The organism is Planococcus sp. TJ-201 (assembly GCF_058268495.1).
On record NZ_JBZDOG010000002.1, the window covers coordinates 455,099 to 482,091 of the forward strand.

Sequence of the window (26,993 nt, forward strand, 5' to 3'; positions counted from 1 at the left end):
AGGTTTAGTCCATCATGGCAACGCGCAGAACTTCTTCTGTTGTCGTCATGCCCTCCTTCACTTTTGATAGGCCGTCATCAATCAGGAAAATTGTCTTGTTTTTCATGGCTACTTCGCGTATTTCCCCAGCCGTACCGTTGCGGTTGATGATGTCTTTTATTTCTTCATCCACAACCAGCACTTCATGAATGGCCATACGTCCACGGTAGCCGGTCATGTTGCACTGGGAACAACCGCTTCCACGTGCAATGGTATCAATCGTCAAGCCTCGTTTTTCAAAAATGTGTTTTTCTCGGTCAGTCGCCTGGTGAATTTCCCGGCAATCTCGGCACACTCTGCGAATCAGGCGCTGTGCCACAACGGCATTAAGCGAAGCTGTTACCAAAAACGGCTCGATGCCCATATCCATTAAACGCGTAATCGACGCGATGGAATCATTGGTGTGAATGGTACTCAATACTAAATGGCCGGTAAGCGAGGCGCGTATAGAGATGTCCGCTGTTTCTTTATCCCGAATTTCCCCGACCATGACAATGTCCGGGTCTTGACGGAGAATCGAACGAAGCCCTGCCGCAAAGGTCAATCCGACATTTGTATTCACTTGAATTTGGTTAATGCCCTCCAGCTGATATTCAACCGGGTCTTCGACAGTGATGATGTTGACTTCTTCACTATTTAGTTTGTTTAACGCAGCATAAAGTGTAGACGACTTACCAGAGCCCGTCGGACCCGAAATTAGGATGATGCCGTTTGGTTTATCGATTTCATGCATAAACCGCTCCATGTTTAACTTGCTGAAGCCAAGCTTGGAAATATCGGTCAAGTTGGCACTCAAATCGAGGATCCGCATAACAATTTTTTCACCGTATACGGTCGGCAATGAAGAGACACGCAAATCGATCGGTCGCGTGTCTACATTCGTCTTGATGCGGCCATCTTGTGGAATGCGGCTTTCTGTAATGTCTAGATTGGCCAATATTTTAATCCGCGCTGTGATCATTCCTTGCATCGCTTTTGGTAAGACTCGCTCTGTGCGAAGCGACCCATCAATCCGGTAACGAATCAATACGCGGTTTTCCTGTGGATCCATGTGCACATCACTGGCTTTCAGCGATACGGCGGTGGAAAGAATTTGGCTGACCAAGCGGACAATCGGGGCATCCAAGTCGCCCATATCTTCTTGTTGTTCTTGGGTTCTCTCAGGCAAATCGACGATAAATTCGTCAAAGGATTCTTCATCATAGTATTTGGAGATGGTTTTCGTGACATCTTCTTTAGATGCGATAGCCGGCTGAATTTGAAAGCCTGTCGTCAAACGCAAGTCATCAATTGTGATATAGTCCATCGGGTTGGTCATGGCCACAAATAATTTGTCGCCTTCTATTTTTAATGGCACCAGCTGATTGCGCTTCGCCATTTCCTTTGGCACCATATTAAACAGGTTTTTGTCAAAAGGATAACGGAAAAGCGAAACGTGCGGAATGCCCAGCTGTACTTCAAGTGTTTCAATCAGCTGTTGTTCGGTGATCAGTCCCCGTTGGAGAAGAGCATCCCCTATTTTTTGCTCTGCTTTTTTCGTATTGAGCGCCTCGTCCAGGTCTGACTGTGTCAACAGTCCATGATCAACCAGAATGTCGCCTAGCCGCTTGCGTATTTTCGCCAATCCTTTCTCCTCCTTAAAATCGATTACGGATGGACTAAATTTCCGCCTTTATCGTAAACCGGTTGGTCTGACCCTGAATTGTTGTTTGAATCCGGAGTTGAACTGCCAGTTTCTTGATCTGGTGAATTATTCCCTGCCCCTGATCCCGTGTTTCCAGTTCCAGAACCAGCATTATTGGTGTTCCCATTTCCTGATCCGGTGGACGGAGTGCCTCCAGAAGAATTTTGTCCGCCTGTCGTTCCAGAACCCGTATCCGTATTTCCATTTGGAGAATCCGTTGATGCTTGGCCGCCATTTGAATTCTGACCTTCTATTGAACCATCTGTCGAACCATCTGTTGGATCTTCCGTCACTCCATCAGCGTTTTCAGTTGGAACCGTTTCTACAGGTGGTGCGATTAATGGATAAATTTCAACTCGGTTAACAGGTGGGTAAAAATCGGTTGATATCGTTTCAGACTCCAGTTCTTCTCCTTCTGATAGTACCGAACGAATCATTTCGAGCCGGACCCCTTCGCTTCCCGCTTCGTCTACCGCAATACCACTTGTAACAAATGCGCTGTACTGCTTAACTAGGCGTGGTTGAACAGTTTCTGTCGCGCCTGTCAATACCACATAGTCATAAACAAATGGAAAGCCGGTCAATGAAGCCGTTAAAGAATCACCTTCAAATGCTGTATTTAAAGTAAACGAGCTGGCATTGGGATTGGAAAACACCAAGTCAATGCCCAGTTCAAGGTTAATCGCCGCTTCTTGGCCGACTGGAATTTCGTCCGGAATTTCAGTTCCAATACTGCGTTCTTCTATTTTAAAGTTTGTTTGAAGTACTGCTGAGTAAATTGCTGAAGCGATTTCAGTTAGTTCACTGTTTGTCATACCAATAAAATTGCCTTCATTAACAAAGTCCAAAAATGAAAAACTTGCACCTGGGGCAATCTGGATTTCATTGATTGCAGCTACAACAGCTATAGCTGCTTCACTAGAGGGGCTTCTTGGGAAAACCACTTCAGCTACCGTTTCACGATCGATGGTAAGTGAATCATCGCTGATGGTCACATGCGTTTGCTCAAGCCCTGATTGAAGTGCCTGTTCCAGCTTTGCGGTAAGCATTTCGGCTTCCGAGGCAGAAAATTCTGCTTGAGGGAAGTTTTCCGCTAAAAATTGTTCAGTAGTTCTGCTTTGAAGATCATAGATGAAACTATTTTGCACACCCGACTGTGCCTGCTGAGCTGTTTCTTCTAATAAAATCTCGGCATCATCAAGCGGATAATTGGCCATTGCATCTTGATAGGTCACCAATAGTTCGGAAGACTGTTTCCACGTTTCGGTAGCACCAGAAAACTGTGCCATGGCACTCGCCACTTCCATATTGGAAACATTTGTTGTTCCGATATACGTATTATTTCCAAATTCTTCTGACGGGAAAAGCCATTTATCAACAGCTGCCGAACCTGCATTGGCTACTCCAAAAAGGAGCAGGCTAGATGCAAGTATCGTCACAAATGTCGTTCCAAATACTTGATTATTCAACTTTCTTTTCCTCCCTGATTACCGCAATGGTCTGCATGCCGAACGGTTTGTCGGCTATTGGCTCATGAACTGGTTTTTTAGGTGATTCTTCCGGTTGGGGTTGAATTCTGCTGGTTCTGCTCTTGCGCTCTTGGACAAGCTGTTGATCCTTTTCTTGTTCTTTTTCAAGATATTTCGCATAGCCCAATGCTCCAATAAGTGAAATCGCTACTATTGCTGCCAGCGAAAGGTATAAAGAAAAGCTTCCCTGCATGAAAAGAGCGACTGCCGCAGCAAATACACCTACTCCAAGTAAAATCATTCGTTTCTTCTTGTCTTCACCTTTTCCTAAAAGATAGGCAATAGATAATACTGCCGTTGCGGCAATAATGAATATAAAAACGCGGACCATCTAAACTCCTCCTGTGTGATGCAATACTCACTAATAAACTTTTCAATTTGCTATTCCCTCTAATATGGAAATTAAAGTAATAGAATCGGTCAAAGTAACCCATCTGATATAGCTATAATACAAGATAAGTGGTATAAATAATAGCGTATACTGAAAATAATTATTATTACTTATTCCCTATTTAAATGAGAATATCTGATAAAATCAGCTAGTCAAGATAAAAAGAAAATGGTATATATAACAGTATGTTTAACTTCGAATAAGCTTTCTTGTTACTTTTTACACACGAAGACAGGATAAATGAAGAGGTGTTTTATGAAAAACGAGAGAGGTTTTACACTCGTAGAGGTGCTTGCTGCATTAGTAATTCTCTCCATTGTATTGATGAGTTTTACAGCAGTTTTTGCGAATACGAATAAGATAGCTATTAATAATAGTGAGAAACTAGTTGTTATAAACTTGGCCGATGCTTACTTAGAGCGCATAAAGATTAATCCTACAGAATTCTTAGGAAATACCCCTCCTGTGATGGTAAATTGCCCTTCACCCGAAACGACAAAAAAATGCACAACTATTACAGTAAATCCAGCACCTCCTCCGATTAATGGAAAGTCTTACTCCGTTACTATCCAGTTAAAACAAGATACAAATGAAAAAAGTCTTTTATTATTAAATACGGTTGTGACGGTAAGATCACCCGATACAAAAGTTTCAAGCTCTGTGGAAGGATATGTTTCTTATGAAAAGTAAGCTTTTTACTGAAAAAGGGGTTACGTTGGTAGAACTGTTGGCAACTATCGTATTAGTCAGCATTGTTGCTGCGCTTTCTTACACCGTGCTTTTCCAAGGCTATTCCAACTACCAACGCATTAAAGTAGAAACTGAACTGAGGGACGAAGCCGATTTAATCATGGCCAGCTTAATTTCTGATTTGTTTGTTGCTAAACGATCTGAACTTCAACTAGTTGAAGCATGTAAAAATGGCTTTGTTGAATCTTATGTGAGAGTTACAAAAGAAAATGAACCAGCATACGAAACTGGTTTCAAAAACAGACAAACCATCGTTAAAAATCAGCCTGTTCAATTTTACAATGAAAGTGTTAAGTTAATTGGTCCAACATGCACAGGAAGTGCTTCTGAAGTATTAAAGTCGAACATCACTTCAACAGATGGGGTTGCATACACGGTCTCTTTCACTTTGGAAACCACGAAACGGCAGACCAAATTCCAAAAAGAATTTATCAATACGATCGTAGTCATCGATAGTTGACTCGTTTTTTTGTCTTATTTCATTAGTTTTATTTTGGGGAATTGGAGGGAATCCATTTGAAACCGTTAAAAAACCAACATGGTTATGCACTTCTATTAACCCTTGGGCTAATCGTTATTTTTGCTATTCTTGGTGCAAGTCTCCTTATGCTGACAAGCAATGGAGCAGCTAAAAATGAAGTGCGCCAAGATATTACACGTTCTTCCGATTTATCCCAAAAAGGGATCGACCTCGTTACCACTCAAGTAAATGCTGAACTTGTTACGTTTTTAGGTGACAATGGACGACCCAGAACTGAATTTATTTTTCAATTGGAACGTATTTTAAATAAATATTTGTGTACAGAGAGTACCAGCATTGCAATTCAAGGAGAAACAGGAACTTACCAAGCTTGCATCGAATCCTATGTTGATACTGTAGACGATGAAAATCAATCGAACCCATTAAAAAAACTGGTAACCTTTAAAAGCATAGGGACCGCTGGAGATGCCAACAGAGAGATGTTCAGTAAAATTGAAATCGGTGCTGCCACGGCTCCAGAAGCTTTGCGCTACGCTATTGGAACAAATATAGACACTACAGACGGACTTCAGAACGGAGAAGGCAACCTTTTAATGCACGGCGGTGTTGAAATTAAAGGAGATTTAAAAGTTGACGGCAATATTGTAACCAGCACGAATGGATATGCGCTTTTAGGCGGTGACCGTTGGATTCCAAGTTTGGCTCCTTCTGCCCTTCCACTCGAGGGAGCAAAGACAGCGAGATTATTTTTGGGCAAAAGTTCTTATACTTTTAATACAGCTTCCAGTTATGCAAGCCATATCGAAAGATCGAATTTCGCTACCTCACCTTACAGCTTGAGATCAAATATTTCAGATCTATTTAGATCTGGTTATGCTCCTACTTTAGTATCGAGAGAACCAGTTCAAAGTCCGATAGCTATTAATGAGCAAAGACCAAATTTTGAATATGAAAGATCTAGTAGTGGTGTAACTACTCTAGTTACAAATTCAAGTAGAGTAATAAATAGTCAGTCATATCTGAATGAAAAGGTTTTTCCAGTTCAAGTATATAGCGAGTATGTATGTGTAAGATATACTGGTAATAGATGTAGAGAGCAAGAAGAACGATACTATTATATTGAAAACGGAACCTATATATTTACGGGTACAAACACATTCAAGCAATTTTCTACAAAAGGCAATATTAATATGACTAATACAGATATAAAGTTCACAAATGGTCTTTATGTTAATGGAGACCTTTCTATAGGAAATAGTAGCACGTCTTATAATGTCGACCAATACTCTTCAGTAACTCTTGATGGCCCAATCTATGTGAATGGAGATCTCAACATTCAAGGAGCAGACCTTCGAAGTAATGCTTTAATTTATGTAAATGGCGAAGTAAATATATCTCATTCACGAGTTAACGGTAAAACGTTAGCCAACAAAAAACAAGGATCACTAATTGTTCTTTCAAGAGGAAATATTAAGATTTCCAACAACTCCGTCAACTATGACGATCCGAGTTATATTAAAGGCTTTTTCTATTCAGAAAGAGATTTTGAAATGTATGGAGTTGGTTCAAATATGAAAATTGACGGTGGAATTTCAGCAAGAAAAATTGTGTTGAATGCTATACGTGGACGTGCTAGAAATGATCCATTTACTGGAGCTCATAAAATTTATGGTAGAAATGATTACTTTGAAGGTGTAGAAGAACAGAATAAACGCAATTCCCGGCTTCAAGTCGTTTACGACTTAGAAATCATCTCCACCTATTCCGATTTAAAACAGCAAGAGCCAGTAATTTACAGTGTAGATCCACCTACTGAAATAGAGCGGGATTATTAAAAAAGCTAGCAGAAGAGGTATTGACTCTTCTGCTAGCTTTTTCTATTTCATATAAGCCGCAACCTTATTCCGCCCAGCTTGCTTCGCTCCAATGTACAAAGCACGATCGGCATTGCGGATTAGCGACATGCCTTCGTCGCTGTCATCCGGTGCAGTGGAGACGCCAATGCTTAAGGTGATGTGGACAATTTGCTGCTGGCGTTCGGCAGCGAGGTCGCTTTCGATTAGAAATTCATGCTTTTCGATGCGCTTGCGCAAGTTTTCAGCGAGCAGCATGGCCAGTTCTTTGCTGTAATCGGTCAACAGCACAACAAATTCTTCACCGCCATAGCGGGCTATTGTCCCTTCATTCCCTATCTCTTCTCTTAGGATATCCGCCAGCTGAATGAGGATGTCGTTGCCGCTTTGGTGGCCGTAACGGTCATTGATGCTCTTGAAATGGTCAATGTCCATCATGATCAGTGACAGTTGTGCCAAATGGCCCTCTTTCATTTCTTTAATGGAGTTCTCCAGGGTTTCGTCCAAATAGCGATAATTGTACAACTTGGTTAAACCGCAGCGTTCGCTTTTGGCAATGAGCTTTTGCATATAGCCGGCTTTTTCCAACGAGACCGCAAAATAAGTGCTGAGGATTTCCAAAATTTGCAGCTGGTGTTTGGTAAATGCATATCTTTTTTTCGATGCCAACACCAATACCCCTTCGGTTTTGTTGTTGCGGTTAATGGGTGTAGCCATCAAACTCTCCGTATCTTTTGGAAGGTTGCCGGTCACCAGATTTTGCCACTGGCTTCTTTCATCGTAAATATAGGAATCATTGGTGATGATAACGTTTCCAGCAATTCCGTACTTGTAAGGGATGGGGGCAATTTGGCGAGGCTGCAACTTGCCGTTTTCGTAAATTCGCAGCATTTGTTGCTGGCCATCCCGGTAATCGATCACATAGGCATATTCCACATCAAACATTTTGGCGACTTCCACAACAAACTGATCCAGTACTTCCCCCACTTCTAAGTGAACGGAAAGCTGATGCCCAATAGCTCCTGCTTTTTTCAAGTCGGTATTCACCTGAGCGGAGTTGTTGTACATTTTCAGTACAGCAGTCATGGTGAAAAATGGAACGCCCAGCAGAACAAGTGCGGCAATCCCGATATAGGACTCAAAAATGTAAAGTGCAATGGCATATGGGAAAATTAGCAACATTAAACCGAAATCCCATAAAGCATCGATTGAGAAAAAGTTAGTGGGACTGCCGATCAGTCGATCATAAACCTGAAAAATGATTTGATTGCTCAAGACCGATACTACTTGAAAAATCAATCCATACATAATCACATCCGTCAGGTCCAAAGAACCGAATTGACCACCTGCAACTACAAATGCCAGGCCGGCAAATAAGGACATCAAAAAAAACATGAGTGAATTAAACGGAATTCTTTTCGACTGTGCTTCGCTGGTGCGGCTTCGATACAACACAATCAACATCGCTAATTGCGAAACCAGTATTTCAATAAAAATTCCGTATTTTAAAAATAGAGCAACCATCATCCACTGGACCAGGAACGTTGAAGCTCCATTAATATTCATCGGCATGAAACTCATTAACACAAAAAACAACACATAGGCGGCTAAATTCCAGGGATCACTTACTGATGGCGGGAAAAAATTATAAACAACTACCAAGCCTGCAGGCACAATAAATGCCCACAAGCTCCAAAGAATCATTTTGCGTGTTAATTTCTTTCCCATAACATCTTCCCCTTCTGTACAACTAACCCCGTAGTGAACAACGGAGTTTAGGTTTGGTAATGTTGAAAAAATGTTTTTTCGTAATTTCGAAGAATTGTGAGAAGAAAAAGCGATCCTGTGACTATAGTCTCTTTTTCCATCCTATTTACAGGTAATATATCACATAAATTTGCAATTGTCTTTCTTTTACTTAAACTTTCATCAAATAAAGTTTTCGCAGGCAACGCACGTTCATTGTCAAAATCAACAAAGGTGAAATGGTCGCTGACCTTCTCAAGCTGGCGCAAAGCATAAACATAGTCTTTGTCTTTAAATATTCCCATAACAATGTGGATGGAGCGATCTGGCATTGTCTCCTTGATCGTTGCAACCAGTGCATCGATGCTCGCTTTGTTATGAGCCCCATCAAAAATGACTCCTGGCAATACGCTTTCGAAACGGTATGCGAGAGTTGCGGAAGAAAGCCCTTTTCGAGCTTTTTCTTCATTAAAACTAAAATCCAGCAGTTCTTTTGCAGCTTCCAGTGCCAAGCTGGCATTTCGCTGCTGATGCTGTCCTTTTAATTTTAACGGTGCATCTGTCAGATCCTTAGGCTGGATCACTTCAGCATGAAGCCGGTCTGCTGTTTCCTGGACAATCTCCAATGCTTCTTGCGGAAGTTTTCCGACGGCAACCGGTTTCCATTTTTTTATGATTCCGGCTTTATGCCATGCAATTTTTTCTATTGTATCCCCCAGAAAATTAGTATGATCGATTGAGATGGATGGAATGATGGAAATATCCGGATTGATGACATTCGTGCTGTCAAAAGCCCCTCCCATGCCGGCCTCAATAATAATAAAATCGGGAGCCTGTTTGTTGAAAATGATAAACGCTGCTGCAGTCAACAGTTCGAAATCAGTTAATGGTGTTGTTACATGACTCAGTTTTTCCATCGCCCATCCCAGCTCTTCTGGATCAACCGGCTTGCCGTTGAGTTGGATTTGGTCATGAAGATCCTCAATGCACGGCGAATAAAAATTGCCGACACTGTATCCGTGCACCCGAAGAATGGCCGACAGAAAAGCAGCAGTGGATCCCTTGCCGTTGGTTCCGGCCAAATGGATGAATCGTCCTTGTTGATGCGGGTTTCCAAGCTCATCTAAAGCAGCAGTAATGGCTTCCAGTCCTGGCTGGATGGTTGAGTCTGTATGTATATTCCATTTGTTTTTGTATTGATCGAGTCCGATGATCATAAGAAGCCTCTTTTCTGCGGTAAACATGATACACTTTTTGTGTATGATTATAGCACGAAGGTGGAATGGATATGACGAGTTGTTGGGTGATTTACAACGGAAGCCTAGTTTCCGATAAGTTTGAAGACCAAGCCAGGCTTGTGGCCGAAGCAGCTGAGAGAGCCGGCATCGCTGCAAAGATTATGAAAAACTATGAAACGATCATGGATTTATCAGTCAACTTAAGTATACCTGATTTTGCAGTTTTATTGGATAAAGATATATTGCTTGGATATTTTTTGAAAAGCCGCGGTGTACCGGTTTACAACGATCCTGCCGTCATTGATTTATGCGACAACAAAGCCACACAATATGTCCAGCTCGCGGCCACAGGCTTGCCGCTGCCACGGACCATCGTTGCACCAAAAGTCTATCCAAATTTTTCAATCGCGGATTCCGGATATTTTGAAAAAGTGATCGACCGTATAGGGCTTCCCATGGTGATTAAAGAAGGACACGGTTCTTTTGGCATGAAAGTGTATTTGATCGAAACCGAAGAACAGTTTTATGAAAAAGTCGACAGCTTGAGAGGCATCGATTTTGTCTTTCAGGAATTTGTTGCATCAAGCCACGGACGCGATATCCGCGTGAATATTGTGGGCGAACGGATTGTGGCGGCCATGTACCGCCACTCGGAAACTGATTTTCGCGCCAACATTACCAATGGCGGTGTGGCTTCTCCCATTGAGCTGACCGCTGCTCAAAAAGAACTGGCATTGGCCGCAGCGCATGCAGTCAATGCGACATTTGCTGGAGTGGATTTGTTGTTTGGGGAAAATGAACAGCCTTTGGTGTGTGAAGTCAATGCAGCCGCCCACATCCGAAATATCCTGAATGTTACAGGCATCAATGTTGCAGACGCCATGATTGCTTATATATTGGAGGACTTGGAATGAAACTTCTCTATGAAACAAAGGATGCCAACCGCAATCACGGCTTTATTGATGAGCTGGTGCGCTTAGGTGACACTTCATTGCTTACCTGGGATAACTGGAGTGAAGATGGTCTGCAGTTGCTGGCGAATGAGCTGCATGGCGATACGGTCGTGTTCCGTGCACGTCGGCCGGAAGCAGCACGTTTTTTAGAAGACCGAGGCATTCGCATAGTGAACCGGGCCGAAGTCAACCGCATTGCCAACGACAAATGGCAAAGCCATCAATTGTTCTTGCTGCTGGGGGTTCCGTCGATTCCCAGCTTTCGAGACGCTGCAACATTCCCGTGCATTGCCAAAACTCTAGACGGCCACGGCGGCTCGGAAGTTTGGCTGCTGAATGCTGCAGAGGAAATACCAGCCGTCTCTTCCCCGCTAATTTTTCAGCCCGTGATTCAGCATCAAGCAGACGTCCGTGCTTATGTTATTGGCACAAAAGTTGTTGGGGCCGTAAAGCGCAGCTCCGGCAACTCATTTAAAGCCAATTATTCACTAGGTGGAACTATCGAAAAATACACGCTTACTATGGTTCAGGAAAAAGATGTGCTGCGGATTGCGCGTGCTTTAAAGAGCGACTATGTCGGCATCGACTTTTTATTGCTGGAGGACGGAAGCCATTTATTCAATGAAATCGAAGACCCTGTCGGCGCCCGCTCGTTTTACGAAACACATGATGAAAACATTGCCGAATTATTGGTGGAGCATATACACCAATTGGAAAAGCACGCACCATTTCGACGGGAAGATCGGTCTCAGTAACACATAAATAATTCCTTGATTTTTCAACTGTAAATAGTATGCAACATAGCCCCGTATTCCTATGGGAGTTTCTACTGTATAGACCTGTATCTTTTGAAGATACACATAAAAAAAGTTCACATGTCACATTACATTTTTTTAGCGCAGGCGCGTCCAAGGGCTAAGCGAAGCAAGAAGACTGGCGTTCTTTGCCTGGCTTCTTGCGGGAGCTATGCCCAAAGCGGCCGAAGCGATGTGCAACATATCGAAACCCTTAATCTCAGATTACTAGCTTGATCTACCTTTTTAAAACGAAAAACCGCTCTCCCATTAGGGAAAGCGGTTTTTATATCTTACAGGTTCTGCAATTCTACGATGCGTTTTTCAACCGTAGCGTGTTTTTCCACGTAATCGGCTTGTTTCGCACGTTCTTCTGCAACTACGGCTTCAGGTGCTTTGGAAACAAAGCGTTCGTTCGACAACTTGCCGCTGACGAGCTTCACTTCTTTGGCCCATTTCTCCAGTTCCTTATTCAGGCGTGCAAGTTCTGCATCAATGTCGATCAAGCCTTCAAGCGGCATGAACAACTCGGCACCCGATACAACAGCTGACATCGATTTTTCTGGCGCTTCGATGTTTTGGCCAATCGTCAAAGTTTCCGGGTTACAGAAACGTTCGATGTACGCTGCATTCGCTTCAAGCACGGCATGCGTATTGGCGTCTTTTGCGGAAATCGTCAATGGCACTTTTTTGCTCATCGGCGACTGCACTTCTGAACGAATGGTCCGCACTGAACGGATGACGTCCATCAATAGCTTCATGCTGGAAGACTGGCTTTGGTCGGTCAACGAATCATCCACCGTCGGCCAAGCCGCAATCGTAATCGATTCGCCTTGGTGCGGCAAGTTCTGCCAGATTTCTTCCGTGATGAATGGCATGAACGGATGCAGCAAACGCATCGTGTTATCCAGTACATAGGCAAGAACCGAACGCGTCATTTTCTTCGCTTCCTCGTCTTCCCCGTATAATGGCAACTTCGACATTTCGATGTACCAATCACAGAAATCGTCCCAAATAAAGTTATACAGCGAACGTCCCACTTCACCAAACTCATAGCGTTCTGCAAGTTCTGTTACTTGTTCGATGGTTTCATTCAACCGGGTCAAGATCCATGAATCCGCTACGGATTTCTTGCCGGAAAGGTCGATTTGGTCATACGTCATGCCTTCCATGTTCATCAATGCGAAACGGGAAGCATTCCAGATTTTATTGGCAAAGTTCCAAACAGACTCCACTTTGTCGTTCGAGTAGCGCAGATCTTGTCCAGGTGACGAAGCCGTTGCCAAGAAGTAGCGCAAAGAATCCGCTCCGTATTCAGAAATCACATCCATTGGATCAACGCCGTTGCCTAGCGATTTGGACATTTTGCGTCCTTCCGCATCGCGCACAAGTCCATGGATCAAGACATCCTTGAACGGTTTTTCGCCGGTAAATTCAAGTGCCTGGAAAATCATGCGCGATACCCAGAAATTGATGATGTCATAGCCTGTAACCAATGCATCGGTCGGGTAGTAGCGGCTCAAATCATCGTTTTCTTCCGGCCAGCCAAGCGTTGAGAACGGCCATAGGGCAGAAGAGAACCATGTATCCAGTACGTCTTCGTCCTGTGTCCAGTTTTCCGGGTCAGCCGGTGCTTCGTGGCCTACGTAAATTTCACCTGTTTCGTTATGGTACCAGGCCGGAATTTGATGCCCCCACCAAAGCTGGCGCGAGATGCACCAGTCGCGGATGTTTTCCATCCAGTGCAGGTAGGTTTTCTCGAAACGGTCCGGTACGAAGTTAACGCCCGCATCTGTTTTCTGTGCTTTCACAGAAGCAGCAGCCAAAGGCTTCATGTCTACGAACCACTGTGTGGACAGGTAAGGTTCTACCACTGCCCCACTGCGCTCTGAATGGCCAACCGAATGCAAGTGTTCTTCGATTTTGAACAACACATCCATGTCTTGTAGATCTTTAACGATCTGTTTGCGGCACTCGAAACGGTCAAGCCCTTCGTATTTGCCGGCATTCTCGTTCATTGAACCGTCTTCGTGCATAATCAGCACGCGTTCCAGGTTGTGGCGATTGCCGATTTCAAAGTCATTCGGGTCGTGTGCAGGCGTAATTTTCACAGCGCCGCTTCCGAATTCCATGTCCACGTAATCGTCCGCCACAATTTCCATTTCGCGGCCGATGATTGGCAAGATAACTTTTTTGCCGATCAAATGCTGGTAGCGCTCGTCTTTCGGGTGAACCGCAACGGCTGTATCGCCAAGCATTGTTTCCGGGCGCGTTGTCGCGATTTCGATGTGGCCGCTGCCATCTGCAAGCGGGTAACGCATATGGTAAAACGCACCTTGTACATCTTTGTAGATCACTTCAATATCGGAAATGGCGGTTTGTGTTGCTGGGTCCCAGTTGATGATATATTTGCCGCGGTAGATTAATTTTTTCTCGTACAATTTTACGAAAACTTCGCGTACCGCTTTTGATAAGCCATCATCCAATGTGAAACGCTCACGGGAATAATCAAGGCCAAGGCCCAGTTTCGACCATTGCTCACGGATATGGCCCGCGTATTGGTCTTTCCATTTCCATGATTCTTCAAGAAACGCTTCACGGCCCAAATCGTAACGTGAACGCCCTTCTTCTTTCAGCTTGCCTTCTACCTTTGCCTGCGTTGCGATGCCGGCGTGATCCATTCCTGGAAGCCACAGCGCATCAAAGCCTTGCATGCGCTTCATGCGCGTCATGATGTCCTGCAGCGTTGTGTCCCAGGCATGCCCTAAATGCAGCTTGCCGGTCACGTTTGGCGGGGGAATCACAATGGTATACGGCGTTTTGCCGCTTTCTGGTTTGGCTTCGAAGAATTTGTTGTTGACCCACCAATCGTAACGCCCTTTTTCAATCGATTGCGGATCGTACTTGGTCGACATTTGTTCAGTCATTGGAATTCCTCCTCTAAATTTCTGGCAGAACGCAAAAAACTCCTATCGTCTGTAAAGGACGAAGGAGTTTTTCGCGGTACCACCTTTATACACAGGTCCACTTGCACACCTGGCTCTCAAGTTTCATAACGGATGTTCAGTCCGGTTCCCGCTACTGTGTTTCACGGCAACTGCTCCGAGGTGACATTCAAATGTGTGCTCATGAAAACCTCTCACCACTCGGTCTTCTCTCTGAAATGCACCCACATCCTACTATCCTCTTCAACGCATGATTATCTGATTACTCCCATTGTACTCAATATCCGGTTTTAGCGTCAAGTTTTTTTACAATGAATGCCACAATCGGAGCCGCAATTAGCAAAATAAAGAACAGACGGAACAATTGGAAGCCCGTGATCAGTGCTACATCGCCTCCAGCTGCAAGCGCCGTGATGGCCATCTCAGCAATGCCGCCAGGTGCCGCACTCAAGAAAAAGTCGAGAAATATGTATTCGGGCAGCCAGTGGGCAAGAATCATCGCAATTAACACCGTAAACCCGATCAGCAAGACGTTGTTCAACACAATCGCGGCACCCAGCCGGAATGTTAGCTTTTCACCAATGCCTTCCATCTGCAAACCGAGGTTTGCCCCAATAAACACCTGCGCGATGGCAATGAGCCAGTAAGGCATGTCAATTAGGACATCACCCGAAAAGGACTGAACAACAGCCATCGCCAAAATGGGCGCCAGCAATTCAGCAGCTGGAAAACCGATCCGTTTCATTCCGGTGAAAAGCAAAATCCCAACTACGAAAGCCATTAGAAATAGCATCGGCGAAAATGTAAATAGCTGCTGTTGCGTTTCTCCCGCGCCTCTGCCATTCAAAAAAACGGTCAGGAATGGCACAATCGTTACCACCATGAAAATCCGAATGGTCTGCATCATTGTCACGACGGTGATATTTGCGGACGGAATCTCCTCAGCAAGAACGACCATCTGTGCCAAGCCTCCTGGAATCGACCCAAGCAGACTGGTCGCCAAGCTTTCATCGACCATTCTCTTAAACAAGAGGCCCAGTCCAATCGACAGCGCGACGACCGATACCGTCATAAATGCCATATATGGCAAATCCACGGCCATCAACAGCACTGCATCCCGTGTAAAGGATGAACCGATTTGAATGCCCAGCATCACCAGTCCCGCTGTCCGCAAAAACTTTGGCCAGTAAAGGGGCAGTTTCGTGAACTGATTGACCAACAACAAGGCAAACATCGGTCCTAATAGCCAGGGCAAAAACATCCCGACCGCTTCAAAAACCGCTCCTGCTGCTACTGCAATGATGGCAGTAAGTATAAATGGCCTCATTGTCTCTCCTCTTTTCCGCGTGTTGTTGCTGTTATCTATGTTACACGAAATTTCAACGTGTGTGGGCGATGAACAGAATTCCATGATTTCTGCTCCGTTAAATGAAGCCAACAAAAAAGAGACACCTGAAAAAGTCCAGATGTCTCCATTTTATATTAGCGTGCCAGTTTAGCAAATACGGTATGGAATGCTTCCACGGTTTTTGCAATATGCTCTTCCGTGTGGGCAGTCGATAAGAACATGCCTTCAAACTGGGACGGCGGCAAGAAGATGCCTTCTTCTGCCATCAAACGGTAGTAATCCGCAAACAAATCGGTGTCAGATGTTTTCGCTGTTTCAAAATCAACCACGTCTTCGTTGGTGAAGAAGAAACCGATCATCGAACCGGCACGGTTAACGGTATGCGGGATGTTGTATTTCGTTGCTGCTTCCCGGAATCCTTTTTCAAGCTGGTCGCCGCGTTCAACAAACACATCGTAGCTTTCCTCTGTCAAACGGGACAAGGTTTCGAAACCTGCGCGCATCGCAAGCGGATTGCCGGACAAAGTGCCTGCCTGGTAAATCGAACCACTTGGAGCTACTTGCTGCATGATTTCACGCTTGCCGCCGAATGCGCCAACCGGCAATCCGCCGCCGATCACTTTGCCAAGGCACGTCATGTCTGGAGTAACACCAAAGTAACCTTGTGCACAATTAAAGCCAACACGGAAACCAGTCATGACTTCGTCAAAAATAAGTACTGTGCCGTTTTCTGTGGTCAAATTGCGCAATTCCTGCAAGAAGCCTTCATTTGGCGGCACGACACCCATATTGCCGGCAACCGGTTCTACAATAACGGCAGCCAAATCGTCGCCGAATTCCTGGAACGCCAATCTTAGGCTTTCCAAGTCATTGTAAGGGACCGTAATGGTGTTTTTCGCAATCGATGCAGGAACGCCTGGTGAATCCGGCAAACCTAAGGTTGCAACGCCTGAACCCGCTTTGATCAAGAGGCTGTCTCCATGGCCGTGGTAGCAGCCCTCGAATTTAAGGATCTTATCACGTCCGGTATAACCGCGTGCTACGCGCAATGCACTCATCGTTGCTTCCGTACCAGATGACACCATGCGGACCATTTCGATCGATGGAACACGTTCCATAACCAGTTTCGCCATCGTGTTTTCAAGTTCGGTTGGTGCACCGAATGACGTGCCAAGCGCAGCAGTTTCCTGAATCGCTGCTACCACTTCTGGATGAGCGTGGCCCAAAATCAGCGGGCCCCAAGACAAGACGTAATCGATGTACGTATTGCCGTCGATATCCGTAATGGTTGCGCCACTTCCCGATTGCATGAAAATCGGATCCATGTTGACCGATTTAAAGGCACGGACTGGGCTGTTAACCCCGCCCGGCATTAATTTTTTTGCTTCTGTGAATGCTGCTTGTGATTTTTCGTAGGTCATTTATTTCCCTCCAACCAGCGAGCGGCATCTTTCGCGTGATACGTCATGACGATATCTGCTCCTGCGCGCTTCATGCTAAGTAATGTTTCAAGAACAATTTTCTCTTCATCGATCCAGCCATTTGCCGCCGCCGCTTTGACCATCGCGTACTCACCTGAAACGTTGTAAGCAACGATTGGAATATCAAAGTTATCACGAACTTCGCGGATAATGTCCAAATAAGACAAGGCCGGTTTTACAATCATGAAATCCGCGCCCTCTTGAATATCAGAAGTCGCTTCCCGCAATGCTTCCATACGGTTAGCCGGATCCATCTGATAGGTTTTGCGGTCACCAAATTGAGGCGTTGAGTGAGCCGCTTCACGGAACGGTCCGTAATAAGCAGATGAATACTTGACGCCATACGACATAATTGGCGTATTTTCAAATCCTGCCTGGTCCAAGCCGTAACGGATCGCTGCCACAAAACCGTCCATCATGTTCGATGGTGCAATGATGTCAGCTCCTGCTTTTGCCTGTGAAACAGCCGTGCGCGCCAACAAATCAAGTGATTTATCGTTTAAGATGACGCCATTTTCGATCACGCCGCAATGGCCATGATCGGTATACTGGCACAGGCACGTGTCTGCAATAACCACTAGCTCAGGATGGCGCTCTTTTGCAAAGCGGATTGCTTCCTGCGTAATGCCATGGTCGTGGTAAGCTTGTGAACCAACTGCGTCTTTTTCATTGGGTACGCCGAAAAGAATGACAGAAGGAATTCCAAGATCAACAACTTCATCCAGTTCTTCCCCCAATTTATCCAATGAATAATGGAAAACACCTGGCATAGATGAAATCTCGTGTTTAATGTTTTCACCCTCGACAACAAAAATCGGATAAATGAAATCCTCTTTATGTAAGCTCGTTTCACGGACCATTGACCGGATATTGGCTGAACCGCGTAAACGGCGGTGACGGTTAAAATTCAATTCTTTCATTTCGACAAACTTCCCTTCGCTATTTCGTTGATGACTTCTATATACGTGTATTTCTTTGGAGTAAAATCAACTGTTCCGCCGTTTGCTTGGATAGCCTCTTGCGTTACGTGGCCAATAGCAGCGGTACGGATATTCGACCAGTCTCCCCCTGCCTGTCGGTAAGCCGACACTGCAGAAGGACTGGCAAAAAGAATTATGATGTCTTCCAACAACACCAGCATTTCAGCGTTTTCCATGTTCAACACGGTGTCATAGACTGTCCACTCGTCCACTTGCATTGGCATCGAGGCAATGGTGTTTTTCGCCAAAGACCCTTTGATAAACAAGCATTTGGCATGACCCGCAATAGCCGGAAACTCCTGGACAAAATGATCGGCGCTAAAAATCTGCGGAATAAAATCTGGTGCGTAGCCGTGCTTTCGCAGAATCGCCGCTGTCTGATCCCCAACCGCTGCGATTTTGGCTCTAACCGTTTCATGAAGCTGGCAAAATGCCTGTGCACTGGTGCGGCTCGTAAAAATAAGCCAGTCGTAGCTGTTAAAATCAGGCTTTTCCGACTCACGGATGGAAGTGGTGACAAGCGGCAAATAAAGCGTCTTTGCCCCAAGTGACCGTGCATGGCGAACCGCTTCCTCAGGTTCTCTGGAACCGGTAAAAACAATGGTTTCGCCTTCGAGCAGAGGTCTTTCCTTAGACATTGCTCTCAGCTTTAACGCGTTGAATCAAATCATAACCGCCCTGTGCGCTGATTTTCTCTGCAACAATCCGGCCAGCTTCGATCGGGTCGCGGCTGACGGACACTTCCTTGAACACTTGATCAGCTTCTGGTGAAGAAATAAGTCCAGTAAAAGTAATTTCACCATCATTGACCGTGGCATATCCAGCAATCGGCACTTGGCAGCTGCCGTCCATATCCCGAAGGAATTTACGTTCAGCGTTAACGGCCAATGCTGTATTTTCATCATTGATTTTAGCAAGTTCCGCCATCAATTCAGCGTCTTCTTCGCGGCATTCAATGGCTAATGCACCTTGTCCAATAGCGGGCAGGCATTCATTAACTTCCATGAATTCTGTAACCAAATCGTCTTTCCAACCCATCCGTTTCAAACCGGCTGCCGCTAGAATAATAGCATCAAAATCGCCCGCTCTTAGTTTTGCAAGACGCGTATCGATGTTTCCGCGAATCCATTGAATGTCAAGATCCGGACGCAGCAACAAGAGCTGAGAACTGCGGCGAAGGCTGCTCGTTCCAACAACTGCTCCAACTGGAAGTTCCATCAATTTCACATGGTCGTTCGCAATATAAGCGTCACGCGGATCTTCACGGTCTGGAATACAGCCGATCGCAAGGCCTTCAGGCAATACAGAAGGCATGTCTTTCATGCTGTGAACTGCAAAATCGATTTCCCGGTCAAAAAGTGCTTGTTCAATTTCTTTGACAAATAAACCTTTGCCTCCGACTTTTGACAGCGTGACGTCTACGATGCGGTCGCCTTTTGTAACGATTTCCTTGATTTCAAACTCAAATGGAGCTCCAGCTGCTTTTAATTTATCGATAAACTGGTTGGTTTGTGTCAACGCCAGCTTGCTTCTTCTTGAACCTACAATAATTTTTCTCAAAATAAATCCTACCTTTCTTTAATACCAAAAATGAAATTCAGATAACCGGCTGCCCAAAAAGAAATTAATCAGCAGCAATAAAAACGCATACGCATGGGCCAGTGCATAATTCATGCCGTTTAATGAGCCTTTGCGATGCCACCATAGGATAAAGCTGTAAACGACCAGCAGGATAAACGACCCAATAATCTTCATGTCGAGCAATGAAAATTCAGCGAGCGAGATATACGCCCATTGCAAACCGAGTACAAGCGACACAAACAGCAGCGAAATGCCGACCAGAATTGAAATCGTCATAAATTGCTGGGTTTGGCCAAGCGATGGCAAACTGCTCCATTGCTTGGTCCACTTTTTCTGCTTCAGCATTCTGTAAAGAATCATGTGAAGCACCGAAAAAACGAATGACAAGGAGAATGCCACATAAGACAGGATTGCAAAGCTGATGTGGATAAACAAGAGTTCCGACACCAATGCTTCCCCAACAGGAGACCGTTCGATTTGGACTGGCGCAAATGTATGGATCGTCATAAAGATAAATCCGATGATGTTAATAAAAAATACGGCAAAATCAAAACTGTAAAAAATACGCAGGACCAGCGATAAGGTCACCAGCAGCCAGGCATAAAAATAAATGCCTTCAAACAAGGTCAATATCGGGAACCGCTGTGTTTCAAAAATGTACAAACCTAGAAATATTGTTTGCAATACCCACACAATGCCAAGCAGCGACATGGCAATTCGACTGGCTTTTTTCTCTTTATATAAGTAATCTATAAAATAAAAAACAAGGCTGACAGCATATAGAATAACCATAGCTTCGTGCAGCCTTGCCATTGTTATATCAGCCATCCCATTCCCCTTCGTTTCCATAGTTAAAGGCGTTCCGTCTCTACATTTTAACATATAGATTCGAAAACGCCTCTTTAAGAAAGCTTAAAATGAATATCCGGGAGCTTTAGTTGTTGCTTGCTGGGTTGGAAGAACGGCTTTATCCGTTTTCTGCTGTAATGCTGTTGATTGCTTCTCAATTTCCTGTTCCACTTCATCTTCGATTCCGAAGATTTGCATGAACAACTCCAACTGCTCGCGGGATTTAGGCGCACCGCCCATTTCTTTCGCCTGCAAAATTGGATCTTTCAACAATTGATTGATGATTGATTTTGTGTGTTTGTTCAAGATTTTCTTCTCACGGTCAGTTAAATCCGGCATTTTGTTTTCAATGCTCGCCATCGTCTCAGCCTGTATGCCAAGTGCTTTTTGGCGAAGCGCCGATATGACAGGAACTACACCCAGAGTCGTTAGCCAATCGTTAAACTGGATCGCTTCCTGGTCAATCATGTTCATGATTTGGCCAGCTGCACGTTCACGCTCTGCCAAGTTCGCTTCCACAATTCCTTGCATATCGTCAATGTCATATAAGAACACGTTTTGCAAGTCGCCAATTCGTGGATCCATATCACGCGGTACCGCAATATCCACCATGAACAACGGCTTGCCTTTGCGAAGTTTCTCCACATACTGCATCAGTTCAAGGTCAATGACAAAGTCAGCTGAACCTGTAGATGAAATCAGAATATCCGCTTCCAGTAATGCGCATTGCAACTGGTTTAAAGGTTTGGCTTTGCCGCCGAATTTATCTGCCAGCAATTCAGCTTTTTCGAATGTCCGGTTGATGACCGTGATACGGTCCGCCCCGCTGCCTTGAAGGTTTTTAATGGCCAATTCGCCCATTTTTCCGGCACCTAAAATGACCACGCTTTTGTTTTTTAGCGTGCCAAAGATCTTTTTGCCGAGTTCAACAGCTGCATACGATACCGATACCGCATTTTCGCCTATCGCTGTTTCAGAATGCGCTCTTTTTGCCAAGGTAACAGCTTGCTTGAACAGTTGATTAAACACGGTTCCTGTTGTCCCATGTTCCTGGCCTGCAAGAAAGCTGCTTTTTACTTGTCCCAAAATTTGCGTCTCGCCCAAAACCATCGAATCGATGCCAGCCGTTACACGGAATAAATGCTCGATTGCCTGATCTTGCTCATAGACAAATAAGTACTGCGAAATCGCTTCTTGCGGCAGGCCAAAATAATCAGCCAAGAACTGCTTCACATAATACTTTCCTGTGTGAAGCTGATCTACGACTGCATAAATTTCTGTCCGGTTGCAAGTAGACACGATTACGTTTTCCAATATGCTTTTTTGTTCTTTTAACGCCTGCATCGCCTGTGGCAGCTCATTTTCAATAAATGACAGCTTTTCACGGATCTCCACGGGTGCAGAGCGATAATTCACCCCAACTACTAAGGTATGCATGGGTACAAAACACCTTTCACGTTCAATATTTCATATAATATTAGTATACCACTTATCAGCTTTCATATGCCTTTGAAATTGTGAACAAGACATGAATATAGCGCTTAATTATAATTATTATAAACTAATACTAGCAAAGGAGTTTCGTGTCTACAAGTATAACGCTCTTAGTCGGAATTGCCTGTTAACTCAACGGTTAAATAGATTGTGAAGTTGCTCTAGATGGATGCTTTTGTGATATCGAGTTAATGGAGCATTATAGGTTGAACCAAAGAAGCTAATTTTTATCCATCGCTTCGCCTTGTCCCTGGACGCGCCAGCGCTAAACAAGGGGGTGGAATCAAAGCAAGCCTAGTTTTTTCGTTGTCTTCCCAAAAGAGCCTGAGCGCCCACCAACCGTTTCGAACTCCTTGCCTTTTGCCTCTCTTGGCAAATCCTTCGGAATAGACAACAGACATTTCTTTTGGATACAAAAAAGCGCAACCCGAAGGCTGCGCTTTAGTTTATTCCATTCTGCTTTCGATTTCTTGCCATGCTTCGTCTTTGCCCAATCCAGTTTCAGATGAGAAGACGATCAATGGATCGGATTTGTCCATATCCAACGTGGTGCGGACAATTTTCTTGTGCTTGTCCCATTTGCCTTTTGGAATCTTATCCGCCTTAGTGGCAATGATGATGCATGGAATTTCAAAATGCTTCATGAAATCATACATCGCGACATCGTCTTTGCTTGGCGGGTGGCGCAAATCAACAATTTGAATAACTGCGCGCAACGGTTCACGGTCCGTGATGTAGCGTTCAATCATCTTGCCCCATGCTTCTCGTTCACTTTTTGATACTTTGGCATAGCCGTATCCAGGAACATCGACATAAAACAGCTTTTCCTCGATTTTATAGAAGTTCAAGGTCTGTGTTTTGCCGGGTTTGGATGAAATGCGGGCCATGCTTTTGCGGCCGATCATTTTGTTGATAAAAGACGATTTGCCGACGTTTGACCGTCCAGCTAAAGCGAATTCCGGCAGGCCGTCTTCCGGATATTGATCCGGACGAACGGCACTAATTACAAGCTCTACGTTATTTACTTTCATTCATTTTCTCCTTCCAAGGCAATTTCCAACGCCTCGTCTGCTTGAGAGACCAGTTTAAAGGTCATTTCTTCACGAATTGTTTCCGGAATATCTTCCAAGTCACGTTCGTTATCCAGCGGCAGGATGATGGTCTTCAGTCCTGCGCGGTGTGCACTCAAGGTTTTCTCTTTAATTCCGCCGATTGGCAAGACGCGTCCGCGAAGCGTAATCTCACCTGTCATGCCCACTTCACGCCGAATCGGACGTTTGGTCAAAGCGGATACCAATGCCGTAGCAATGGTAATCCCCGCTGAAGGGCCGTCTTTTGGAACGGCGCCTTCTGGAACGTGAATGTGGATATCGTGTGACTCGTGGAAATTTGGATCGATTCCAAGAGATTCGGCACGCGCACGGACAAACGACAACGCCGTTTGTGCGGATTCTTTCATGACGTCTCCAAGTTTCCCCGTTAACTGCAATTTGCCTTTGCCAGCAGACAAGGACACTTCGATTTGAAGTGTATCTCCCCCAACGGTTGTGTAAGCAAGACCAGTCGCAACACCAATTTGGTTTTCGGTTTCGGCCATACCGTAACGGAATTTGCGTTTGCCGAGGTACTCTTCAACTTCTGCAGGGTTAACCGTTACTTGTTCTTTTTCTTTTGAAATGATCTGCTTGGTCACTTTGCGGCAAATGGAAGCAATTTGACGCTCCAAGCCACGGACTCCGGCTTCACGTGTGTAGTAGCGGACGATGTTCAGCAAGGCTTCGTCTTCAAACTTCAGCTGCTCATCCGTTAATCCGTGCTCTTTTAACTGCTTAGGTGCCAAGTGATTTTTGGCAATCATTTGTTTTTCCACTTCCGTATACCCAGCAATCGAAATCACTTCCATACGGTCGCGAAGCGGTCCAGGAATCGATCCCAAATCGTTCGCTGTGGCAATGAAAAGGACGTTTGACAAGTCGTAAGTTTCTTCAATGTAATGGTCACTGAATGAATTGTTCTGTTCCGGGTCCAACACTTCCAGCATGGCAGAAGACGGATCGCCGCGGAAATCATTCGACATCTTATCGATTTCATCCAATAGGAACACCGGGTTCACCGTAGCCGCTTTTTTCATTCCTTGAATGATCCGGCCAGGCATTGCGCCGACATAGGTCCGGCGATGGCCGCGAATTTCCGATTCATCACGAACGCCGCCAAGTGAGACGCGGACAAAATTACGGTCCAGTGATTCTGCAATCGATTTTGCCAAAGACGTTTTACCGACACCTGGAGGCCCAACCAGGCATAAAATAGGTCCACGCAAAGAATTGGTCATTTGTTGCACAGCCAAATATTCCAATACGCGTTCTTTGACGCTTTCCAATCCATCGTGGTCGCGGTCCAATACTTCTTCAGCGTACTTGATGTCCAGACGGTCTTCTGTCGCTTCTGACCAAGGTATCGTCACGAGCCACTCGATGTAGTTGCGGATGATGCCGCTTTCTGCAGCTGCAGAAGGCAGTTTTTCATAGCGGTCAAGTTCTTTTAGCGCCACTTTCTCAGTGGATTCAGGCATTTTCGCTTCTTCAATCCGTTTTTTCAAGTCGACTACTTCAGCCGATTTGCCGTCTTTGTCGCCAAGTTCGGTTTGGATCGCTTTCATCTGCTCGCGCAAATAAAACTCTTTTTGCGTTTGCTCCATCGCTTTTTTGACGCGAAGGTTGATGCGTTTTTCTAAATCCACCACTTCTTGTTCGCTGTGCAGACGCGTTATGAGCAACTCTAAACGCTTGCTGATATCAAAGGTTTCCAGCACTTCCTGCTTAGCAGCGACTTTCATCGACAGATGGGAAGCCACCATATCCGCCAATCGGCCCGGTTCTTCTATATCCGCTACCGTATTGTACGTTTCAGTTGTGACTTTTTTCGAGCTCTTGGCATAGTTCTCAAAATGCTCCAGCAACAAGCGCATCAATGCATCCTGTTCGGCATCTCTTTCCGTTTCATCCGGGAAAGATGTCACTTCCACAACCGTGTAGTTGTCCGCTTCTTCGTAGTTTTTCATTTGCCCGCGTTCCAAACCTTCAACAAGTACACGAATTGTGCCATTTGGCAATTTCAGCATTTGTTTGACGTATGCTAAGGTACCGATTTTGTGAAGATCATCTTTCTCAGGCTGCTCGGTGCTCATATCTTTTTGGGTCGCCAAAAAGACGATATTGTCTTCCAGCAATGCTTGTTCCAGCGCAGCCACAGATCGTTCACGGCCGACATCTATATGAAGCACCATCGTCGGGAATACCAGCAATCCGCGCAACGGCAATAATGGTACGCTTTTCGTTACTTTTTTCTTAGCCATTTGAAAAGTCACCTCCGGGAATATTTTCAACAAAAACGGACTGACTCAGACCGTGCGGATGCGCACGATCAGAGTCAGCCCGTATCATCCTTTTTGATTGGTTCATCCATCACTCTGCGAGATGTTTCCGCAAGGTGAAGTTCCACTCATTATGCGGATGTTTTTTCGTTATTGTCTTTAACGTAAACTGAGCCGTCTTCTAACATTAGTTTAGGCTGTACGCTATCGGCAACGGTTTCTTTTGTGATCACACATTCGACAATGTCTTCACGTGAAGGCAAGTCGAACATAACTTCGAGCATAATGTTCTCGATAATTGAACGAAGTCCACGGGCACCGGTTTTGCGTTCAATTGCCAATTTCGCAATTTCAACAAGGGCACCAGGCTCGAATGTTAACTTAACGCCATCAAGCTCCATCATTTTCTGGTATTGCTTGATCAAAGCATTTTTCGGCTCGGTTAAAATTTCAACCAAGGCTTTTTCATCCAATTGCTCAAGGCTTGCCAATACAGGCAAACGGCCGATGAACTCAGGAATCAAGCCAAACTTCAAAAGATCTTCAGGAATCAATTGGCTAAGCAATGATTTCTCATCCAACTCTTCTTTGTTTGGATCTGCACCAAAACCGATGATTTTATTGCCGAGACGGCGTTTGATGATTTGGTCGACGCCGTCAAAAGCACCACCTACGATAAACAATACGTTCGTCGTATCGATTTGGATAAATTCCTGATGAGGATGCTTGCGTCCGCCCTGAGGTGGTACGCTGGCAGTTGTGCCTTCTAAAATTTTCAGAAGGGCCTGCTGTACGCCTTCACCGGAAACATCACGTGTAATTGATGGATTTTCGGATTTGCGGGCCACTTTATCAATCTCATCAATATAGATAATGCCTTTTTCAGCGCGCTCTACATCGTAATCAGCAGCTTGGATCAGCTTCAACAAGATGTTTTCAACGTCTTCACCGACATAACCGGCTTCTGTTAAAGATGTAGCATCTGCAATCGCAAACGGCACATTCAGAATGCGAGCCAAAGTTTGTGCGAGCAATGTTTTCCCGCTTCCTGTTGGTCCGATCAAAACAATATTTGATTTCGACAACTCCACATCGTCAATTTTGCTGTTGGAGTTGACGCGTTTATAGTGATTGTATACCGCGACAGCCAGAGATTTCTTCGCTTTTTCCTGACCGATAACGTAGCCGTTCAGGATGTCCAGAATTTCTTTTGGCTTAGGCACTTCTTTAAATTCTACTTCTTCGTCCGTACCAAGCTCTTCTTCTACGATTTCTGTACAAAGCTCAATACATTCGTCACAAATATAAACACCTGGCCCTGCGACCAGTTTACGAACCTGCTCTTGTGGTTTGCCACAGAATGAGCATTTTAAATGCTCTTTTTCGTCATTGAATTTGAACAATGTATTCACCCCTATTCAAGCCATTATCTTACAAGATTATCGTAATTCTAGCAACTAATTAGATTCACTGCTAATTGTTCA

The 26,993-nt window shown here is 44.8% G+C and carries 21 protein-coding genes and 1 other annotated feature; of the genes, 5 read left to right on the top strand and 16 right to left on the bottom strand.

Going from position 1 to position 26,993, the window contains the following annotated elements; translation table 11 throughout:
- Positions 1 to 4: 4 nt before the first annotated feature.
- The 3 genes from AC4EG4_RS08010 to AC4EG4_RS08020 are packed head-to-tail and all read right to left on the bottom strand — an operon-like array spanning position 5 to position 3,583.
- Positions 5 to 1,663, bottom strand: a complete 1,659-nt coding sequence (locus tag AC4EG4_RS08010; RefSeq protein ID WP_490987471.1) for a GspE/PulE family protein — start codon at positions 1,661 to 1,663, stop codon at positions 5 to 7.
- A 23-nt stretch (positions 1,664 to 1,686) separates the two neighbouring features.
- Positions 1,687 to 3,192 (bottom strand): VanW family protein, encoded by a 1,506-nt coding sequence (locus AC4EG4_RS08015; protein ID WP_490987472.1) that lies wholly within the window; start codon positions 3,190 to 3,192, stop codon positions 1,687 to 1,689.
- Entirely contained in the window at positions 3,185 to 3,583 is a 399-nt protein-coding gene (locus tag AC4EG4_RS08020) for a hypothetical protein (RefSeq protein ID WP_490987473.1), read from the bottom strand. Before AC4EG4_RS08020 ends, AC4EG4_RS08015 begins: the two co-directional genes overlap by 8 nt.
- A gap of 315 nt (positions 3,584 to 3,898) precedes the next feature.
- Between AC4EG4_RS08020 and AC4EG4_RS08025 the strand changes: the two genes are divergently transcribed.
- Genes AC4EG4_RS08025 through AC4EG4_RS08035 form a run of 3 tightly spaced genes read left to right on the top strand, consistent with a single transcriptional unit; the run spans position 3,899 to position 6,709 of the window.
- Entirely contained in the window at positions 3,899 to 4,333 is a 435-nt protein-coding gene (locus AC4EG4_RS08025) for a type IV pilus modification PilV family protein (protein ID WP_490987474.1), read from the top strand.
- Positions 4,323 to 4,853: a PulJ/GspJ family protein gene (locus AC4EG4_RS08030; protein WP_490987475.1), complete on the top strand. Its 531-nt coding sequence runs from the start codon at positions 4,323 to 4,325 to the stop codon at positions 4,851 to 4,853. Before AC4EG4_RS08025 ends, AC4EG4_RS08030 begins: the two co-directional genes overlap by 11 nt.
- A gap of 56 nt (positions 4,854 to 4,909) precedes the next feature.
- Positions 4,910 to 6,709 (top strand): hypothetical protein, encoded by a 1,800-nt coding sequence (locus AC4EG4_RS08035; protein ID WP_490987476.1) that lies wholly within the window; start codon positions 4,910 to 4,912, stop codon positions 6,707 to 6,709.
- A gap of 42 nt (positions 6,710 to 6,751) precedes the next feature.
- Here AC4EG4_RS08035 and AC4EG4_RS08040 read toward each other — a convergent pair whose 3' ends face one another.
- A complete protein-coding gene (locus AC4EG4_RS08040; protein ID WP_490987477.1) occupies positions 6,752 to 8,455 on the bottom strand; it encodes a diguanylate cyclase in 1,704 nt (567 codons plus the stop codon).
- A 47-nt stretch (positions 8,456 to 8,502) separates the two neighbouring features.
- Positions 8,503 to 9,690: a bifunctional folylpolyglutamate synthase/dihydrofolate synthase gene (locus tag AC4EG4_RS08045; protein ID WP_490987478.1), complete on the bottom strand. Its 1,188-nt coding sequence runs from the start codon at positions 9,688 to 9,690 to the stop codon at positions 8,503 to 8,505.
- 71 nt (positions 9,691 to 9,761) lie between these two features.
- Here AC4EG4_RS08045 and AC4EG4_RS08050 point away from each other — a divergent pair, with 71 nt between their 5' ends.
- Positions 9,762 to 10,625: an ATP-grasp domain-containing protein gene (locus tag AC4EG4_RS08050; protein ID WP_490987479.1), complete on the top strand. Its 864-nt coding sequence runs from the start codon at positions 9,762 to 9,764 to the stop codon at positions 10,623 to 10,625.
- Entirely contained in the window at positions 10,622 to 11,419 is a 798-nt protein-coding gene (locus tag AC4EG4_RS08055; protein WP_490987480.1) for an ATP-grasp domain-containing protein, read from the top strand. Before AC4EG4_RS08050 ends, AC4EG4_RS08055 begins: the two co-directional genes overlap by 4 nt.
- Positions 11,420 to 11,751: 332 nt before the next feature.
- Here AC4EG4_RS08055 and AC4EG4_RS08060 read toward each other — a convergent pair whose 3' ends face one another.
- The 11 genes from AC4EG4_RS08060 to clpX form a co-directional block, all read right to left on the bottom strand.
- Positions 11,752 to 14,385 carry a valine--tRNA ligase gene (locus AC4EG4_RS08060; protein WP_490987481.1) on the bottom strand — a complete coding sequence of 878 codons (2,634 nt, stop codon included), beginning with the start codon at positions 14,383 to 14,385 and terminating at the stop codon, positions 11,752 to 11,754.
- A 51-nt stretch (positions 14,386 to 14,436) separates the two neighbouring features.
- Positions 14,437 to 14,659 (bottom strand) — a binding site (T-box leader).
- A 21-nt stretch (positions 14,660 to 14,680) separates the two neighbouring features.
- Positions 14,681 to 15,730, bottom strand: coding sequence for an AbrB family transcriptional regulator (locus AC4EG4_RS08065; RefSeq protein WP_490987482.1), 1,050 nt, complete (start codon positions 15,728 to 15,730; stop codon positions 14,681 to 14,683).
- 155 nt (positions 15,731 to 15,885) lie between these two features.
- Positions 15,886 to 17,172 (bottom strand): glutamate-1-semialdehyde 2,1-aminomutase, encoded by a 1,287-nt coding sequence (gene hemL / locus AC4EG4_RS08070; RefSeq protein ID WP_490987483.1) that lies wholly within the window; start codon positions 17,170 to 17,172, stop codon positions 15,886 to 15,888.
- Positions 17,169 to 18,152, bottom strand: a complete 984-nt coding sequence (gene hemB, locus AC4EG4_RS08075) for a porphobilinogen synthase (protein WP_490978753.1) — start codon at positions 18,150 to 18,152, stop codon at positions 17,169 to 17,171. Before hemB ends, hemL begins: the two co-directional genes overlap by 4 nt.
- A complete protein-coding gene (locus tag AC4EG4_RS08080) occupies positions 18,149 to 18,850 on the bottom strand; it encodes a uroporphyrinogen-III synthase (protein WP_490987484.1) in 702 nt (233 codons plus the stop codon). The genes hemB and AC4EG4_RS08080 overlap by 4 nt, the downstream gene beginning before the upstream one ends.
- Positions 18,843 to 19,772 (bottom strand): hydroxymethylbilane synthase, encoded by a 930-nt coding sequence (gene hemC, locus AC4EG4_RS08085; RefSeq protein WP_490987485.1) that lies wholly within the window; start codon positions 19,770 to 19,772, stop codon positions 18,843 to 18,845. Before hemC ends, AC4EG4_RS08080 begins: the two co-directional genes overlap by 8 nt.
- Before the next feature lie 18 nt (positions 19,773 to 19,790).
- Positions 19,791 to 20,621 carry a cytochrome c biogenesis protein CcsA gene (gene ccsA / locus AC4EG4_RS08090; RefSeq protein WP_490987486.1) on the bottom strand — a complete coding sequence of 277 codons (831 nt, stop codon included), beginning with the start codon at positions 20,619 to 20,621 and terminating at the stop codon, positions 19,791 to 19,793.
- Positions 20,622 to 20,705: 84 nt separating this feature from the next.
- A complete protein-coding gene (gene hemA, locus AC4EG4_RS08095) occupies positions 20,706 to 22,079 on the bottom strand; it encodes a glutamyl-tRNA reductase (protein ID WP_490987487.1) in 1,374 nt (457 codons plus the stop codon).
- A 503-nt stretch (positions 22,080 to 22,582) separates the two neighbouring features.
- A complete protein-coding gene (gene yihA / locus AC4EG4_RS08100; protein ID WP_490978758.1) occupies positions 22,583 to 23,167 on the bottom strand; it encodes a ribosome biogenesis GTP-binding protein YihA/YsxC in 585 nt (194 codons plus the stop codon).
- Positions 23,164 to 25,491, bottom strand: coding sequence for an endopeptidase La (gene lon, locus AC4EG4_RS08105; RefSeq protein ID WP_490978759.1), 2,328 nt, complete (start codon positions 25,489 to 25,491; stop codon positions 23,164 to 23,166). Before lon ends, yihA begins: the two co-directional genes overlap by 4 nt.
- A gap of 149 nt (positions 25,492 to 25,640) precedes the next feature.
- A complete protein-coding gene (gene clpX / locus AC4EG4_RS08110) occupies positions 25,641 to 26,912 on the bottom strand; it encodes an ATP-dependent protease ATP-binding subunit ClpX (protein ID WP_490978760.1) in 1,272 nt (423 codons plus the stop codon).
- Positions 26,913 to 26,993: the final 81 nt, after the last annotated feature.

Excerpts from the sequence above, each read along its gene's own strand:
- AC4EG4_RS08065 (WP_490987482.1), bottom strand. The coding sequence starts at position 15,730 with ATGAGGCCATTTATACTTACTGCCATCATTGCAGTAGCAGCAGGAGCG.
- hemL (WP_490987483.1), bottom strand. The coding sequence starts at position 17,172 with ATGACCTACGAAAAATCACAAGCAGCATTCACAGAAGCAAAAAAATTA.
- AC4EG4_RS08030 (WP_490987475.1), top strand. The coding sequence starts at position 4,323 with ATGAAAAGTAAGCTTTTTACTGAAAAAGGGGTTACGTTGGTAGAACTG.
- hemA (WP_490987487.1), bottom strand. The coding sequence starts at position 22,079 with ATGCATACCTTAGTAGTTGGGGTGAATTATCGCTCTGCACCCGTGGAG.
- AC4EG4_RS08060 (WP_490987481.1), bottom strand. The coding sequence starts at position 14,385 with ATGACTGAACAAATGTCGACCAAGTACGATCCGCAATCGATTGAAAAA.
- AC4EG4_RS08025 (WP_490987474.1), top strand. The coding sequence starts at position 3,899 with ATGAAAAACGAGAGAGGTTTTACACTCGTAGAGGTGCTTGCTGCATTA.
- AC4EG4_RS08050 (WP_490987479.1), top strand. The coding sequence starts at position 9,762 with ATGACGAGTTGTTGGGTGATTTACAACGGAAGCCTAGTTTCCGATAAG.
- yihA (WP_490978758.1), bottom strand. The coding sequence starts at position 23,167 with ATGAAAGTAAATAACGTAGAGCTTGTAATTAGTGCCGTTCGTCCGGAT.
- AC4EG4_RS08055 (WP_490987480.1), top strand. The coding sequence starts at position 10,622 with ATGAAACTTCTCTATGAAACAAAGGATGCCAACCGCAATCACGGCTTT.
- hemB (WP_490978753.1), bottom strand. The coding sequence starts at position 18,152 with ATGAAAGAATTGAATTTTAACCGTCACCGCCGTTTACGCGGTTCAGCC.
- AC4EG4_RS08020 (WP_490987473.1), bottom strand. The coding sequence starts at position 3,583 with ATGGTCCGCGTTTTTATATTCATTATTGCCGCAACGGCAGTATTATCT.
- AC4EG4_RS08045 (WP_490987478.1), bottom strand. The coding sequence starts at position 9,690 with ATGATCATCGGACTCGATCAATACAAAAACAAATGGAATATACATACA.
- ccsA (WP_490987486.1), bottom strand. The coding sequence starts at position 20,621 with ATGGCTGATATAACAATGGCAAGGCTGCACGAAGCTATGGTTATTCTA.
- AC4EG4_RS08080 (WP_490987484.1), bottom strand. The coding sequence starts at position 18,850 with ATGTCTAAGGAAAGACCTCTGCTCGAAGGCGAAACCATTGTTTTTACC.
- lon (WP_490978759.1), bottom strand. The coding sequence starts at position 25,491 with ATGGCTAAGAAAAAAGTAACGAAAAGCGTACCATTATTGCCGTTGCGC.
- AC4EG4_RS08040 (WP_490987477.1), bottom strand. The coding sequence starts at position 8,455 with ATGGGAAAGAAATTAACACGCAAAATGATTCTTTGGAGCTTGTGGGCA.